Annotated in this window: 17 protein-coding genes and 2 pseudogenes; 16 read left to right on the plus strand and 3 right to left on the minus strand. The window is 40.5% G+C overall.

Features of this window, described 5'->3' with window-relative positions:
* The first annotated feature begins 32 nt into the window (after positions 1-32).
* The 8 genes and pseudogenes from ACYSNU_RS02770 to ACYSNU_RS02805 all read left to right on the plus strand — a co-directional run.
* A complete protein-coding gene (locus tag ACYSNU_RS02770; RefSeq protein ID WP_461735761.1) occupies positions 33-344 on the plus strand; it encodes a PspC domain-containing protein in 312 nt (103 codons plus the stop codon).
* Positions 344-697, plus strand: coding sequence for a phage holin family protein (locus tag ACYSNU_RS02775; protein WP_461735682.1), 354 nt, complete (start codon positions 344-346; stop codon positions 695-697). Before ACYSNU_RS02770 ends, ACYSNU_RS02775 begins: the two co-directional genes overlap by 1 nt.
* Before the next feature lie 326 nt (positions 698-1,023).
* Positions 1,024-1,959: an HPr(Ser) kinase/phosphatase gene (hprK, locus tag ACYSNU_RS02780; protein ID WP_265455211.1), complete on the plus strand. Its 936-nt coding sequence runs from the start codon at positions 1,024-1,026 to the stop codon at positions 1,957-1,959.
* 19 nt (positions 1,960-1,978) lie between these two features.
* Complete coding sequence (gene lgt, locus ACYSNU_RS02785; RefSeq protein ID WP_461735683.1) at positions 1,979-2,809, plus strand: prolipoprotein diacylglyceryl transferase; 831 nt, start codon at positions 1,979-1,981, stop codon at positions 2,807-2,809.
* A 76-nt stretch (positions 2,810-2,885) separates the two neighbouring features.
* Positions 2,886-3,902 (plus strand): NAD(P)H-dependent glycerol-3-phosphate dehydrogenase, encoded by a 1,017-nt coding sequence (locus ACYSNU_RS02790; RefSeq protein ID WP_461735684.1) that lies wholly within the window; start codon positions 2,886-2,888, stop codon positions 3,900-3,902.
* Between the two features lie 19 nt (positions 3,903-3,921).
* The gene (gene galU / locus ACYSNU_RS02795; RefSeq protein ID WP_461735685.1) at positions 3,922-4,815 is read left to right on the plus strand and encodes a UTP--glucose-1-phosphate uridylyltransferase GalU; all 894 of its coding nucleotides are present in this window, start codon (positions 3,922-3,924) and stop codon (positions 4,813-4,815) included.
* A gap of 169 nt (positions 4,816-4,984) precedes the next feature.
* A pseudogene (locus ACYSNU_RS02800) lies at positions 4,985-5,413 on the plus strand (DUF948 domain-containing protein); the annotation flags it as partial.
* 121 nt (positions 5,414-5,534) lie between these two features.
* Positions 5,535-6,122 (plus strand): annotated as a pseudogene (locus ACYSNU_RS02805) (YtxH domain-containing protein); the annotation flags it as partial.
* Positions 6,123-6,330: 208 nt separating this feature from the next.
* On the opposite strand, the gene ACYSNU_RS02810 reads toward ACYSNU_RS02805, so the two are convergent.
* From ACYSNU_RS02810 to ACYSNU_RS02820, 3 genes are all read right to left on the minus strand, one after another.
* Positions 6,331-7,611 (minus strand): glycosyltransferase, encoded by a 1,281-nt coding sequence (locus ACYSNU_RS02810; protein WP_461735686.1) that lies wholly within the window; start codon positions 7,609-7,611, stop codon positions 6,331-6,333.
* A gap of 3 nt (positions 7,612-7,614) precedes the next feature.
* Positions 7,615-8,916, minus strand: a complete 1,302-nt coding sequence (locus ACYSNU_RS02815) for a nucleotide sugar dehydrogenase (protein ID WP_461735687.1) — start codon at positions 8,914-8,916, stop codon at positions 7,615-7,617.
* 261 nt (positions 8,917-9,177) lie between these two features.
* The gene (locus ACYSNU_RS02820; protein WP_461735688.1) at positions 9,178-10,281 is read right to left on the minus strand and encodes an aminopeptidase P family protein; all 1,104 of its coding nucleotides are present in this window, start codon (positions 10,279-10,281) and stop codon (positions 9,178-9,180) included.
* Positions 10,282-10,486: 205 nt separating this feature from the next.
* On the opposite strand from ACYSNU_RS02820, the gene ccpA reads away from it, so the two are divergent.
* The 8 genes from ccpA (at position 10,487) to ACYSNU_RS02860 (ending at position 16,093) form a co-directional block, all read left to right on the plus strand.
* On the plus strand, positions 10,487-11,488 hold the full coding sequence (gene ccpA / locus ACYSNU_RS02825; protein ID WP_461735689.1) for a catabolite control protein A: 1,002 nt from the start codon (positions 10,487-10,489) through the stop codon (positions 11,486-11,488).
* A 292-nt stretch (positions 11,489-11,780) separates the two neighbouring features.
* The gene (locus ACYSNU_RS02830) at positions 11,781-12,317 is read left to right on the plus strand and encodes a YqeG family HAD IIIA-type phosphatase (RefSeq protein WP_461735690.1); all 537 of its coding nucleotides are present in this window, start codon (positions 11,781-11,783) and stop codon (positions 12,315-12,317) included.
* Entirely contained in the window at positions 12,310-13,422 is a 1,113-nt protein-coding gene (gene yqeH / locus ACYSNU_RS02835) for a ribosome biogenesis GTPase YqeH (protein ID WP_461735762.1), read from the plus strand. Before ACYSNU_RS02830 ends, yqeH begins: the two co-directional genes overlap by 8 nt.
* 15 nt (positions 13,423-13,437) lie before the next feature.
* Positions 13,438-13,749, plus strand: a complete 312-nt coding sequence (gene yhbY, locus ACYSNU_RS02840) for a ribosome assembly RNA-binding protein YhbY (protein WP_461735691.1) — start codon at positions 13,438-13,440, stop codon at positions 13,747-13,749.
* Between the two features lie 33 nt (positions 13,750-13,782).
* On the plus strand, positions 13,783-14,403 hold the full coding sequence (locus tag ACYSNU_RS02845; protein ID WP_265456629.1) for a nicotinate-nucleotide adenylyltransferase: 621 nt from the start codon (positions 13,783-13,785) through the stop codon (positions 14,401-14,403).
* A complete protein-coding gene (gene yqeK / locus ACYSNU_RS02850; protein WP_461735692.1) occupies positions 14,393-14,989 on the plus strand; it encodes a bis(5'-nucleosyl)-tetraphosphatase (symmetrical) YqeK in 597 nt (198 codons plus the stop codon). The genes ACYSNU_RS02845 and yqeK overlap by 11 nt, the downstream gene beginning before the upstream one ends.
* 28 nt (positions 14,990-15,017) lie before the next feature.
* The gene (gene rsfS / locus ACYSNU_RS02855; RefSeq protein WP_461735693.1) at positions 15,018-15,356 is read left to right on the plus strand and encodes a ribosome silencing factor; all 339 of its coding nucleotides are present in this window, start codon (positions 15,018-15,020) and stop codon (positions 15,354-15,356) included.
* On the plus strand, positions 15,356-16,093 hold the full coding sequence (locus ACYSNU_RS02860; RefSeq protein WP_461735694.1) for a class I SAM-dependent DNA methyltransferase: 738 nt from the start codon (positions 15,356-15,358) through the stop codon (positions 16,091-16,093). The genes rsfS and ACYSNU_RS02860 overlap by 1 nt, the downstream gene beginning before the upstream one ends.
* The last annotated feature ends 161 nt before the right edge of the window (positions 16,094-16,254 follow it).

Below are 16,254 nucleotides of genomic sequence, written 5' to 3' on the forward strand. Positions count from 1 at the left end.
ATTGTAAAATAAGAGGGATAGAGGTGAGATCATTGAAAAGAAAATTGACAAAATCACGGACGAACGTCATTTTAACAGGAACCTTAGGAGGCATTGCCGAATACTTCGGAATTGATGCGACAATTGTACGGATTATCTTCGTATTGATTACCTTTGGTGCGGCGTTTAGCCCAATCCTTTTATACATCATCATGGCTTTAATCATCCCTTCAGGTCGCTCGAATTCTCGCCGGGATGATTATGGACATGACAATCCATATTATCGCAATAACAGCTACGGAAGCCAAAAGAAAGAACGCAAAGAAGCAGAAAAGGTTGACGATGATGATTGGAGTGACTTCTAATGAGTTATTTCCAACGGCTAGTCGTGAACACGCTGACCTTTGTGGCCTTAACAGTCCTGATGCCTAACACGATTCAAGTGAGCAGCATCTGGGCGGCCATCCTTGCCAGCTTTGTGTTATCACTTTTAAATATGCTAGTGAAACCAATTTTAACTTTGTTTTCACTGCCACTGACACTGATTACTTTTGGACTATTTAGCTTTGTCATAAATGCCTTTATGCTTCAGCTAACCTCAACGTTAGTTGGTGCCGGCTTCCGACTTTCCTCCTTCTGGGGGGCAGTGCTAGTCGCTATTGTGATGAGCTTGGTCAATGCGATTGTCAGCGAACACAATTTAACAAAATATACTTAATAAAGACAGATAGTCAAAAATCTTGGTCGGCATGAAATTACTTCAGCTGACTGCTAAGGGATGAGGCTATCTTTTTTTATTTTGATTTTTGTAGTTGAGACTGTGAGATTCTTTTAACTAGAACAAAATTCCAAAAACAATTCGTAATACTTCTACTTTAAAAATTTTTCCTTCCGTTGAGGACGTACTGGATCATAAAAATTAAATGCAGTATAAATTAAAATTGTATCTAGTAAAAAGACTAGTGCCTGCTTCGCTTTTTCCTAGTAACTCACAGCAAGGAATGATAGAATAATAAGGAATCTCTAAGGAAATGAGGAAGTTTAATGGCTGAAATTGTAAAAGTCGGACAGCTGGTGGAAAAGCTAAATCTAGAAATTGTCACCGGCTCAGAAAATAGTTTGGAAAGAATCATTACCATCGGGGATATTTCTAGACCGGGTTTAGAGCTGACCGGCTATTTTAATTATTATTCCCATGATCGCATTCAATTATTCGGCAACAAAGAAGTTGCCTTTGCCCAGCGCATGATGCCGGAGGAACGCTTGATGGTGATGCGCCGCATGTGTACTGAGGACATGCCGTGTTTTTTAATTTCCCGCGGATTAGAAGCCTCTGATGAATTGATTCAAGCTGCTGTAGAACACGATATTGCTGTGCTGCGCTCGCCGCTATCGACTTCAAGATTGGTCGGCGAAGCTTCTAGCTATTTAGATAGTCTGTTAGCTGAAAGAACTAGCGTCCACGGAGTACTAGTTGAAGTCTATGGTTTAGGCGTGCTAATTCAAGGGGATAGCGGTATCGGGAAAAGTGAAACAGCTTTAGAATTAATTAAACGGGGCCATCGCTTAATTGCTGATGATCGGGTGGATGTCTATCGGCAGGATGAACTGACTGTTGTCGGTGAACCACCGAAAATTTTACAACACCTAATTGAAATTCGCGGTATCGGTATTATCGATGTTATGAATTTATTTGGTGCCAGTGCGGTGCGGGGCTCAATGCAGGTGCAGTTGACGGTCTATTTAGAATCTTGGTCTAAAGATAAAAAATATGATCGTCTCGGCAGTGAAGATTCGACTAAGGAAATTGCCAAGGTCAGCATTCCACAAATTAAAATTCCCGTAAAAACCGGGCGCAACGTGGCGATTATCATTGAAGTGGCGGCGATGAATTTCAGAGCCAAAACAATGGGCTACGATGCAACGAAAACCTTTGAAGATCGCCTCACACAATTAATTCAAGAAAATTCTGGAGAATAAAAGAAAGTTGGAGTAAGTCATGGTCGCAACCATCAATCGAGTTGCCTTTAATCTATTTGGAATTGAAATCTATTGGTACGCCCTAATCATTGTCGCTGGCATCATTATCGCCATGTGGATGAGCAGCCGGGAAGCACTGCGGGTGGGAATGCAAAAGGATGATGTTGGCGATTTTATGCTCTGGGCCTTACCGATTGCCATTGTCGGAGCGCGGCTTTATTATATTTTATTTGATTTGCCGAAATATTTAGCAGATCCGATTCAAATATTTAATATCCGTTCAGGCGGTCTTGCCATTTATGGTGGGCTGATTGCCGGTGGGATTGTGGTATTCTTTTTTACCCGCTATCGGTTTATCAATACGTGGACTTTTTTAGACATTGCCGCACCAAGTGTTTTGTTGGCCCAAGCGTTCGGCCGTTGGGGCAATTTTATGAATCACGAAGCTTACGGTGGCGATACGACCCGCAGCTTTCTTGAAAGCCTGCACCTGCCGAATTTTATTATTGATAATATGTATATTGACGGTATTTACCGGCAGCCGACTTTTTTATACGAGTCGACTTGGAGTCTAATCGGCGTGATTTTATTATTAGTATTAAGAAAACGCCACGGCTTCTTTAAGCAGGGAGAAGTCTTTTTAACTTACATTGCTTGGTATAGTTTTGGTCGCTTCTTTGTTGAAGGAATGCGGACGGATAGCTTGTATCTGTTTGCAAATATTCGGGTGTCTCAAGTGCTGTCGGTTATCTTATTTGTCGGAGCGATTGCAATTATCATTTGGCGCCGTAAAAAAGGCAATCTAAAGGATTACGACCGCAGCAAAGGAGAGAACCAAAGTTTCCTATAAATTTCTAATTTTTTTAGGCTAGTATCATCGCTTATGCTAAAATTATTTTATTAGTAGTTGAATTGGAGGATGTTCCTTGAAACAAAAAATTGCAGTCTTAGGACCTGGCTCGTGGGGCACAGCGTTAGCCCAAGTGTTGGCGCAAAATGGTCATGAAGTTTCCATCTGGGGCCATAATCCGGCCCAGATTGATGAAATTAATACCTATCACACCAACCGCCATTATTTACCGGATATTAAAATTCCGGAGGCGATTAAAGGGTATAAAGTATTAGCGGAGGCGATCGAGGGAGCAGATGCGGTTTTGTTTGTGGTTCCCACGAAGGCTATTCGCTCAGTTGCTCAAGAATTTACGGCCCATGTTAAAAATCAGCCGGTCATCATTCATGCCAGCAAAGGTTTGGAACAAGGCAGTCACAAACGGATTTCGGAAATTTTATTTGAAGAAATTCCAGCAGAAAAACGCCAAGAAATTGTTGTTCTGTCTGGGCCAAGCCATGCTGAAGAAGTGGCAGTCGGGGATATTACCACCATTACTGCTGCCAGCTTATCAGACGAGTGTGCCAAATATGTTCAGAAAATTTTTATGAACAGCTATTTTCGAATTTACACCAACAACGATGTGATTGGTGTCGAAACGGGAGCGGCTCTAAAAAATATTATTGCCATTGGCGCTGGCGCAATTCACGGCTTAGGCTTTGGCGACAATGCCAAGGCGGCCATCATGACCCGCGGCTTAGCGGAAATTAGCCGCTTAGGTGTGGCGATGGGGGCTAATCCCTTAACCTTTATCGGTTTAAGCGGTGTCGGAGATTTAATTGTTACCTGTACCAGTGTCCATTCAAGAAACTGGCGGGCCGGCAATCTGTTAGGCAAGGGTCAAAAATTAGACGAAATTCTCGACAACATGGGGATGATTGTCGAAGGTGTCTCCACCACTAAAGCCGCTCGTGAATTGGCGGAAAATTTGCAGATTGATATGCCAATCACAGAAGCCATTTATCAAGTGTTGTATGAAAATAAAGAAGTAAAGGAAGCAGCAAGGGATATTATGCTGCGGGATGGGAAAGATGAAAATGAATTTAGTAAATGAGGATAAAGGAGCTCAAATTATGAATGTCAAAAAAGCAGTAATTCCAGCAGCCGGTTTAGGTACTCGTTTTTTACCAGCCACGAAGGCAATGGCTAAAGAAATGTTGCCAATCGTCGATAAACCGACGATTCAATTTATCGTCGAAGAAGCCTTAAAATCCGGAATTGAAGATATTTTAATCGTCACGGGTAAAGCTAAACGTCCGATTGAAGATCACTTTGATTCCAATGTTGAATTAGAGATGAACTTAAAGGAAAAAGGCAAAACAGAACTGCTGCAATTAGTTGAAGAAACGACAGAAGTTAATTTGCATTTTATCCGTCAATCTCATCCAAAAGGCTTAGGCCATGCAGTATTACAAGCGAAAGCCTTTGTTGGCAATGAACCTTTTGTGGTAATGCTCGGCGACGACATCATGGAAGACAAGGTGCCTTTGACAAAGCAGCTAATCAATGATTATGACAATACCCATGCTTCAACAATTGCTGTTATGCGGGTGCCCCACGAAGACACCTCTAAATACGGCATCATCAATCCTGAGACTGAAGTCCAAAAAGGGTTGTACAATGTGAAAAATTTTGTCGAGAAACCAAAACCAGAAGAAGCACCTAGTGACTTAGCTATTATTGGTCGGTATTTATTAACGCCAGAAATTTTTAATATTTTGGAAAATCAAAAACCAGGGGCGGGCGGAGAAATTCAGTTAACCGATGCCATTGATACCTTGAACAAAACGCAACGGGTCTTTGCTAGAGAATTTAAAGGCAAACGCTTTGATGTCGGTGATAAATTCGGCTTTATGAAAACCAGCATTGAATATGGCCTACAGCATCCAGAAGTCAAAGATAACCTGCGGGAATATTTAATTCAGTTAGGCACTGAATTACAGCAAGAAACCAAAGAGAAAAAATAGTAAATTTAAAGAGACTCTGACATTAGTCAATAGATTCAGGAAACTGTCTGTTAAAACTAATTTCAGAGTCTCTTTTCTATATTACTTTAGCATTTTGCTGGAAACTGCTATAATAAATCTAATAGCGCTTTAACAGATGAAAATAATTTTAACAGGGGAGGATTTTTTGATGACACTTGGAGGAATCGCTGCGTTGATTGCAGCCATCGCCTTTTTAATCTTGGTACTTTTTTTAGTAAAGGTACTGAATAAAGCTGCTCAGGCAGTCGAAAAAATTGATAATACCGTAGCGGAGGTAAATAAAACAATCGCCGTTGTTACAAACGACGTGGATTTATTAAGCCGCCAGGTGGAAGGCCTGCTCGTTAAGTCAAATGACTTATTAGAAGACGTTAATGGCAAAGTCGCAACGGTTGATCCATTATTCCAAGCGATTGCTGATTTAAGTGAAAGTGTGTCTGATTTGAATAGTGCCAGCCGCAATCTGGTACGTCGCTTTACTTTAGTCGGCCGCAATTCAAATGCTGCCGGAATGGCTGGTAAAATGGGCGGTGCTGCCTATCGTTTTTATAAAAATCGCAAGGGTAAGGGAACTAGTGAGACAGCTGAGGATTTGCAAAAGGATTCAGAGGCTGAGATGGATGATATCGTTCAGGAATATCAAGAATACACAACTGATTAAGAGCTTAGCAAAAATAAAATTTTAGGAGGCAGTTACAATGGCAAATAAAGGTGGAGGCTTTTTATTAGGTGCAATTATCGGGGGAACAGCAGCGGCGGTTGCAGCCTTATTGTTAGCACCAAAATCAGGTAAAGAATTACGGGAAGACCTAGCCGATCAGTTTGAGGATTTCGCTGATCAAGCAGGGGATTACACCGAGTATGCAAAAGAAAAAGCGGCAACAGTGACGAAGCAAGCTAGTGATTTTGCCGATTCTGTCATCAGCAAAACGAGCGATTCTTTCCAAAACGCACAAGATAATGGCAGTGATGTCTTAGACAATTTAAAACAGCGGACCAGTGATTTATCCGACCGCTTCAAAAAGACAGCCGCTGACATGGAAGAGCTAACCAGCGATTTCGGTGATTTAGCCGGCAATACCACCGAAGATATTATTATCGATGTACAGGATACCTTTGGAACTGTTAGTGATACGGCTAAAGAAGCAGTTGAAGAAGCGAAGGCAACTGTCAGTGAAGCAGCCGCTGATGTGAAAGAAAACGTGAAGGACAATGCAGAAGATGCTGCAGTCATGGCCGAGATTGCCAAAGATGAATTAAGCGACACCGCTAAAGATGTCAAAACGGCTGCTAAAGAAACAGCCGATGATACCAAAGCCGCCGCTGAGGATACCGCTAAAGATTTAAAAGCAACTGTCGATAAAGTCAAGGCTGAAGCCAAAGATACAGCCAAAGATGTGAAAGAGACTGTGAAGGAAAAAAAATAAATTGAAGCTAATAAACAGAGGTCCCCTCAGACAAGTTGAAGGGACCTCTGTTTTGCTTTTAAAAAAGTTATCTGGTATACCATTTTGAAATACCAATTGTACATAAAGCGTAGACGCGAATAAACATCAGCAAAAATCCGTAAACAAAATTCAAAACAAAACCCAGCAGATACCAGAGCAGATTTTTGCGGGAGTAATAGATACAGGTCAAATAATAAACCAACACAGTGTAAATAATTGCCACAAAAATCATTAGGGGCGTAAAACGGAAATTTTCAAAAAAGTATAGATAGAGAAAAATAAGCAAGTTAATTAACCATAAATATTGTTCCAAAACTTGAAAAACTAAAGCCAGAATTCTTTTGTAAAGCGTCTTAAAGCTAAACAAGGTGAACAATAGTCCCGATTTCTGCCAACGAATCTGTTGTCGCAGGTATTTAGAAACTCTAGTGGGAACGTCAGTCCGGCAAACGGCAGATTCCCGATAGAGGGTTTTAAGCCCCTCCTTCATGGTGATTAAGGTCAATAGCCGATCATCGCCAGTCACACAGCGGATGCCTAAAAATCTTTCACGACTGAACAATTCGAGATTTTTTAATACTATCTCTAGACGATACATACTTAGAGCACCGGAACAAACAATAACGGTGCCAAAATAACTTTGGGCACGCCTGCCAAGTTGAAAAGCATTGCTGTAAACAATATCCTGCATCCTAGTGAGAAAATTATACGCAAAATTACGGGGCTGAATTTTACCAACAACAGCACCGGTTTTGGCATCTTCAAAGGGTAACAGCATGTCAGCGACGGCATTGTCAGAAATTTCCCCATCAGAATCTAAGAGTAAGACAAATTCACTTGTTAATTCTTTAAAGGCCAAAATCTGAGCCGCTTTTTTGCCCAAGTTTTCTGGTTGCCGCAAAATTCTCAATGAAATGTCTGGATATTTTTTCCACCAGCGGGGCACTTGCCGCTGCAATTGATTATAAACAGTTAAGTCATCGCTACCATCATCCACAAAAACAATTTCGTGGACAGGATAAGTTTGCTGAGCAATACATTTTAAAACTGTCAGTAGTGTCTCAAAATCTTCATTGAAATAAGGGACGATAACAGCAACAGTCGGTTGTTGTTCAACCAGCCAGTTGCTGTCAGCATTTTTTATGCGCCGATTGGTAAATAAAGAAAAAAGTAGCTTAAAACACAGGTAGGCAAAATTTACGGATAAAAAAATCCACCATAAAGGATATTCATGATGCACCCATCTGCGTAAAAGCAAGATAAGTAAAAAAATCAAGCAAATCCAGAGAACGGTCACAACCTTCTTTGGTAAAGTCAAGAGTTTCATAGCTTAACTCCCATAGAGCTGTGGTAAATGGTGATTTTTGGTCACGCCTTTTGTATCAAATATTAACAGGTTGTGGTCGATAAGTTTTTGATAATCCACTTGATCGTGATCGGTTAAAATCAAAATTAAATCCTTTTGGTACAGCTCTTGGTAATCAATATTTGCGACTTTTTCTGGCTGGCCATCAATTTCCATGGAGTTGACATAAGGGTCATATAAAGAAACATTCGCACCGTAATCCCGTAATTCTTTAACCAATTTTGGAGCTGCAGATTCCCTTAAATCGCTGCTATTTTTTTTGTATGTTACCCCTAGGATTGCAACATTTGCTGAGAAACTAGCAATATGTTCTTGAGATAACAATTTGATTACCTGACTGACAGTAAAATCATTCATCGATTCATCAACAGCTACCGCTGCGTCGATGATTGGTGTTTGATACTTTTGCCCTTCCATAAACCATTTTAAATAATGGGGATCCACACCGATACAATGACCACCAACTTTTACAGAAGGGGTGAACTTCATAAAGCCAAAGGGTTTGGTGTCGGCTGCTTCAATCACTTCGAAGACATTAATGTCCAAGGTATCACATATTTTTGCCAACTCGTCGGCAAAGCTGATATTAACGTAGCGAAAAGTATTTTCGTAGAGTTTTGCTAGTTCAGCTACTTCCATGCTGCTAACTGGTACCGCCATCTTACCAAAAAAATTCTTTGCAAGTTGAGTGCACTTAGGAGTATAGCCACCAATTAATTTTGGTGTATTGTTAACAGCGTATTTTCTATTTCCTGGATCAACTCTTTCGGGAGAAAAAGCTACAAAAATATCTTTGCCGATTTTCCAGCCAGCTTTTTCTAACGGCTCAACTAAGTATTGCTTCGTAGTGGTGGGATAAGAAGTGCTTTGCAAAATAATCAGCTGACCGACTTGAGCCCGTGCAACAACTTGCTGACAAGCCGCTTGGACAAATGACATATCTGGTTGATTAAAATTATCGATGGGTGTCGGCACATTAATTAAAATGACATCCATCCGGTCGATTTTCTGAAAGTCAGTAGACAACTGATTATGTAAATTAAATGTCTCAATTTGCTGATTTGAGATATTATCAATATAACTTTGACCCTTTTGTAATTTTCTAATTTTTTCTTTGGCGATATCAATTCCCAATACTGAAAAGCCTTGTTCGCTGTAGTGTAGGGCATAGGGCAGGCCGACATATCCAAGGCCGACAACAGCAATTTTGGCCTTTTTGGAATTAATTTTTTCTTTTAATCCTAAAAACTCAGCCATTAACTTCATAAAAATACCTCTTTTTCTTTCTGTTTAAAACTTAATATATAATTTATTATAATTTATTATATAAAAAGAAGTCCAACATAAAGTTTTGAAATTTTATTGAATATTTTTCGTAAAAAAAGAAAATGTTATTTTATAATGATTAAAAAAAGAGGATTATCGAGTTTTAAAGTAAGTCGGGCAAAATATTTCAGCTGAAAACAAAGAAAAAACGCCTAAAAAATATAGGCGTTTTAGTTTGAAATGAAAAATATAACGAAATCTCTAACGAATAATTGTTATTTCTTTTGGGGTAGTCGTAAAAGGAATGCAACCATCTTTTGTGACTGCCACACAGTCTTCAATTCGAACACCAACTTTTTCAGGTATATAAATACCTGGTTCAATCGAAAAACACATGCCTTCTTCTAAAATTAAATCATTGCCGGCAACAATGCTAGGATATTCATGAACAGTTGTGCCAATCCCGTGACCTAAGCGGTGATTGAAATATTCACCGTAACCATAGCTGCTGATGACGTTGCGGGCGACGGCGTCCAGTTCAGCTGCAGAAATGCCCGGCTTAACCGCAGCTTGAGCCGCCAATTGTGCTTCTAAAACAATGTTGTAAATTTCTTTTTGAAAGTCATTTGGCTCGTGAAAAGCAACAGTTCGAGTGGCATCACTGCAATAGCCATTCCAAACGACACCAAGATCAAACAAAACTAAGTCACCAGCAGCTACGGCAGACTTTCCAGGATTACCATGGGGGCTGGCTGCATTTTTGCCCGTCAATACTAACGTGTCAAAAGACATTTGCTGAACGCCGTTTCGTTTCAACTGATATTCAATTTCTGCGACTAATTCTTGTTCAGTGACGCCTTCATGAATAGCTTTGAAGCCAACTTCAAATGCAACATCTGCCCAATGGCCTGCTTCCAACAAGCGCTGGATTTCGTTAGGCGTTTTGAACAATTGCATTTTTTGAATCAAAGGTGTTAGATTAGCAGAAAACGTTGCTCTTGGAAAAGCTTGTGCTAATGCTTCAAAGCGTTCCACTGGCAATTGATTTTTCTCGATTGCGAAACTTTCAATGCTGCCATAGCGCTGTTTCAATTCTTTTGCAATGATTTCCCAAGGGTCTTGGCTGTCTAAATAGCCAATCACATCAAAGCCAAAGCCGCTGTTTTTGGCGTCTTCAACTTCAAGAGCCGGAGTAAATAAAAAAGGCTCCGCTTCAGCGCTGACAAAAAGCGCCAAAATTCGTTCGTGGGGTTCGCTCTCATAACCGGCGAAATAGGCGATATGTTGGGGATCGCTGATATAGGCCACAGCGGTTTGATTGTCAATTAACCAATTTTGTAATTCTTTCATTTTTTCGCTATCCATAAAAAGACCTCCATAAAAAACTTCTTATTGTAGCCTGATTGTAGCACGTTTTTTGAAGGGCTGTAAAAAAAGCGGGTAAAATAGAAAAGAAAAAATAATTTTCATGAAAGTGAAAGTAAAACGGTTGCAATTTCGGGGGAAGTTTGCTATTCTTGTCTAGAAATGTAAATAGGATTTTCTGAAAAAATATAAGGGGCATAAAATTATGGATAAACAAACAATTACGATTTATGATGTGGCGCGGGAAGCCAATGTTTCAATGGCGACTGTTTCACGGGTTGTCAATGGCAATCCCAATGTTAAACCAGCAACACGGAAAAAAGTTTTGGAGGTTATCGATCGTTTAGACTATCGTCCAAACGCAGTAGCTCGTGGCTTGGCCAGCAAGAAGACAACGACAGTGGGAGTAATTATTCCCGACGTCAGCAATACTTTTTTTGCATCACTTGCCCGTGGAATTGATGATGTGGCGACAATGTATAAATACAATATCATCTTAGCGAACTCTGACAGTAACGATCAAAAAGAAGTCAGTGTGTTAAACAACTTATTGGCGAAACAAGTCGACGGTGTGATTTTCATGGGCCATCGGATTACCGATGAAATCCGTGGCGAATTTTCCCGGTCGAAAACACCAGTTGTTTTAGCAGGCTCAATTGATCCTGATGAACAGGTGGGGAGTGTCAACATTGATTACACCTCAGCAACGAAAGATGCTGTTAGTTTATTGGCTGCCAATGGTCACAAGAAAATCGCTTTTGTTAGTGGTGCGTTGATTGACCCTATTAATGGTAAAAACCGTTTGAATGGGTATAAAGAAGCCTTGAAGGAAAATAAATTAGATTACAGCGAAGGCTTAATTTTTGAAGCGAATTATAATTTCAAAGAAGGCTTAAACTTAGCCGAAAGAATCCGCAACAGCGGTGCAACAGCAGCCTATGTAACCGATGATGAATTAGCAGTCGGTGTTTTAGATGGGATGCTAGATGCTGGCGTAAAAGTTCCAGAAGACTTTGAAATTATCACTAGCAACAATTCATTGTTGACGGATATTGTGCGTCCGCGCCTCACTTCGATTACCCAACCGTTGTATGATATCGGTGCGGTGGCAATGCGTCTACTAACTAAAATGATGAACAAAGAAGATGTTGAAGAAAAAACAATTGTCCTGCCTTATGGTATTGATAAAAAAGGCTCGACGAAATAAGACTATTCTCAATAGGAGTCAATCGGCGCACCACACGCTGATTGGCTCTTTTTTATGGTAATAGCGATGGTACTGTTTTTTATAAGAGCATTTATTTTTTTATTCAATCAAAGAAATAAGTTCAATGATTTTCATTATCTTAAACGGAAAGAGTGATAAACAATTCAAAGCCTTAAAATCCCTTTAAAGTCGTTGATAAAAAAGGCGGCCTTCATAGCTTTTTTTCAGTATTTAAGCTATAATAAAACGTCGTGGAGTCTTGCTGCTCCTATTTTTTATTTGAGGAGAAAATATGTTTTCAAAATATAAACCAACTTGGATGGTGGAAGCCATCTATCAAATTACACCGGAACAATTAAAGGCGATGGGGATTAAGGCAGTTCTCACGGATTTGGATAATACATTAATTGCTTGGAATAACCCAGAAGGCACTGAAGAATTGCGCCTGTGGCTAGAAGAGATGGCTAAAGCTGGAATTCCAGTGGTGGTGGTTTCCAATAATAATCATGAGCGGGTTGAAAAGGCGATTGCGCCTTTTAATCTAACTTTTGAGGCGCGGGCTTTAAAGCCACTGAGCCGCGGCTTAAAAAAAGCCCAAGCAAAATTAGGGCTAAAAAATAATGAAATTTTAATGGTCGGTGATCAGATTATGACTGATATTCGTGCGGCTAATGGAGCGGGTATTCCTAATGTTTTAGTCAAACCGATTGTTGATACGGATAGCTGGAAGACACAAATCAATCGCTTTTTTGAAGGGCATATTATGAAACATTTGGCAAAAAAACATCCCGAGATGTTATGGCAGGAGGGCCTTTTTGAAAATGAATGAAGAAACGATTCACTGTATCGGCTGCGGCGTAGTCATTCAGACTGACGAGCCTCAGGAGTTGGGCTACACACCAAAAAATGCTTTGGAAAAAGGCTTGGAAAACGGCGAAGTTTATTGTCAGCGCTGTTTCCGTTTACGCCACTATAATGAGATTCAAGATGTCCATTTAACAGATGATGATTTCTTACGTTTATTAAATGAAATTGGTCAAAAAGATGCCTTGATTGTTAACGTGGTTGATATTTTTGATTTCGATGGCTCCTTAATTCCTGGTTTGCATCGTTTTGTAGGGGATAACCCATTGATTATGGTGGGCAATAAGGTTGATATCTTGCCGAAATCTTTAAAGCGGGGCAAAATGACGCAATGGATGCGGAAACGAGCGCATGAAGCGGGTTTAAGACCGCTGGATGTTTTGTTAACGAGCGCACGAAAACCCCAGGAAATGACGCAGCTATTAGAGTTGATTGAAAAATATCGCGATCATCGGGATGTTTATATTGTCGGGGTGACCAATGTCGGCAAGTCAACCTTGATTAATCAAATTATCAAGCAAACTGCAGGTGTGCAGGATTTAATTACTACTTCAAGATTTCCCGGCACAACATTAGATAAGATTGAAATTCCTTTGGATGACGGTCATTTCTTGATTGATACACCGGGAATTATCCATCGCCATCAGATGGCCCATTATCTTGGCGATAAGGATTTAAAAATTATCGCGCCCCATAAGGAAATCAAGCCGAAAGTTTATCAGCTGAATCCAGAGCAAACTTTATTTTTAGGCGGCTTGGCCCGTTTTGATTTTATCAAAGGTGAGCGCAGTTCTTTTGTGGCTTATGTGGCGAATGATATTGAAATTCATCGGACAAAATTAAGTAATGCTGATAATTTTTATCAAAAACATGTCGGAGGTCTTCTGCAACCACCAAGACCAGATGAAGTCGCGGAATTTCCAGAATTGGTCCGCTTTGAATTTTCAATTAAAGAAAAAACAGATATCGTCTTTGCCGGCTTAGGCTGGATTACCATTACCAAGCCGGCAGTTATTGCCGGTTGGGCGCCCAAGGGTGTTGATGTGATTGTGCGCAAAGGCTTAGTCTAGAAAAGAGAAGAGAAAATGGAATTAAGAGGCAAGCAAAAACGATTTTTACGAAGTCAGGCCCACCATTTACAGCCGATTTTTCAAATCGGTAAAGGCGGTCTGAACACAGCGGTCATCAAACAAATTGATGAGGCATTAGAAAAAAGAGAGTTGATTAAAATCAGTCTCCTGCAAAATACCGACGAAGTGGCTGATGAGGTCGCAAAGGTTATTCAAGAAACGATTCATTGTGAGGTTGTTCAGATTATTGGTCGAGTAATTGTTTTATTCAAACCATCCTCTAAAGAGAAATATCAAAAACTTTCTCAAGAAGTCAAAGCAATCTAGGAGGCGTTTACGGTGGCTTTAACCAGTAAACAAATGCAGACAAAAGTTGTTTTAGAAGAAGCTCTTGAAGTGAAAAAAAGAAAGCAAGTCGGGCTATTGGGGGGCAGCTTTAATCCCGTTCACCTAGCTCATTTGGTGATGGCTGATCAAGTCGGCCGCTCATTAGGCTTAGACAAAGTATCATTAATGCCTAGCTACGAGTCACCCCATGTCGATCACAAGGAAGCCATCTCAGCTGCCCATCGTTTAAAAATGCTGCAGCTGGCGCTTGAAGATAATGATTATCTGGATATTGAAATGATTGAGTTGATTCGTAAAGGGAAGAGCTATACCTATGATACAATGAAATTATTAAAAGAGCGGGAGCCGCAGACGGATTTTTATTTTATCATCGGCGGCGATATGGTGGCCTACTTACCAAAATGGCATCGTATCGAAGAATTGATGGAGCTGGTGAATTTTGTCGGCGTTAAACGCCCCGGCTATGATGAAACTAGTCCTTATCCGATTATTTGGGTGGATGTGCCGCAGATTAGCCTCAGCTCGACTAAAGTTCGCCAAAAGATTGCTCAAGGCTGCTCTTTAAAATACTTGGTGCCGGATAAAGTCTTGGACTATATCCATCAGGAAGGACTGTATCTAGATGACAAATGAGTTCACGAGTTTTGACCGGGAAATGATTATGCAGCGGGTTCAAATGGCGATGAGTGAAAAAAGATTTTTGCATGTCCTCGGCGTTGAAAAAACAGCGATTGAGCTGGCCAAAAGATTTGGCGGAGACATTGAGCAGGCGGCTTTGGCGGGATTGACCCATGATTATGCCAAAGAACGTCCTGACGAAGAATTTGAGCTGGTGATTTATCGTGACGGCTACGATTTAAATTTATTGAAATACGGCAACGCCATTTGGCACGGGTTAATCGGAGCCGATTTTGTGGAACGGGAATTAAAAATTACTGACCAAGCGGTGCTCAAAGCAATTCGTCTGCATACAACGGGGGCTGCTCAAATGACTTTGTTAGATAAAATTCTTTACGTCGCCGATTATATTGAACCCGGCCGAGATTTTCCCGGCGTAGAGGAGGCCCGCAAATTGGCTGAAGTCGATTTAGATGCGGCGGTTGCCTTTGAAACTAAACACACGTTGGCTCATTTATTAGAAAATGAGCAATTGATTTATCCAAAAACGTTAGAAACATACAATCAATGGGTGGTTAAACCCAAACAATTTAAAGCATAGGGAGTGAATTATTATTAACAGTTTAGAAATGTTGGAAATTGCTGTTAAGGCCGCTGATTCAAAGCGGGCTGAGGATATTTTAGTCTTGGAAGTCAAAGATATTTCATTATTGGCAGATTATTTTATGATTTGTTCGGCCAATTCAGAGCGGCAAATCAATGCGATTGTTGAGGAAGTAGTCGAAAAAATCGAAGAAAAACAAGGCACAGTTAAACGTATTGAAGGCAAAGACGGTGGCAAATGGGTCTTAATTGATTTAGGCGATGTCATTGTCCATGTCTTCCAAACGGCAGAACGCAGCTTTTATAATTTGGAAAAATTATGGTCAGATGCCCCCCTTGTTCAGATTAGCGAGTGGGTTGACTAATGGCTTACGAAACCTTCGCCTTTATTTATGATGAAGTGATGGACACTAGTCTTTATCAACAATGGCTGACTTTCACGCAGCGCCATCTGCCTAAAGAAACGAAAAATATTTTGGAATTGGCTTGCGGGACGGGTGCTTTGGCTGTTGAGTTGGCCAAAGCAGATTATCAGGTTACAGCTTTAGATTTATCAGAGGAAATGCTGATGGTGGCTGCTGATCGTGCGATTGCGGCTGAGGTGGATATTCAGTTTGTTGAAGGCAATATGTTGGATTTATCTGAAATTGGCCAGTATCAAGCGATTACTTGTTATTCAGATTCTCTGTGCTACATGCGCAATCAAGCCGAGGTGCAACAAGTCTTTGATGAAGTTTACCAAGCGCTAGATGAGCAGGGGACATTTATTTTTGATGTTCACTCGCTTTATAAAATCGACCAGCTTTTTCCAGAGTACAGTTATCACTACCAAACAGATGAGTTCGCTTTTTTGTGGGAAAGCTATCCCGGACAAAAGGCTCATAGTATTGAGCATTTTCTAACTTTTTTTGTTCAGACAGAAGAAGAGGAAGAGATTTTTATCCGCAAAGATGAGCTGCATCAAGAGCGGACCTATCCCCTTGAAATTTATATCAACATGCTGGAAAATGCCGGCTTTGAAAATGTCAAAATCTTTGCTGACTTTAGCGAAGCAGCCCCGACGGAAAAAAGTGAACGCTGGTTTTTCGTTTGTCAAAAGTAAGTGATAGCCATCCGTGAAAGCGGGTGGTTTTTTTGTTGTCAAAAAAATGATAGGACTTGCTAGGAGAGAAGATGTAGCTAGCGCCATGCCACAAAAAAAAGAACCTGCGACACTAGTCGTTTTAACAGATAAAATCCCGAACTATATTATATTTGCGACTG

It is taken from the genome of Enterococcus sp. LJL120, from assembly GCF_054871765.1.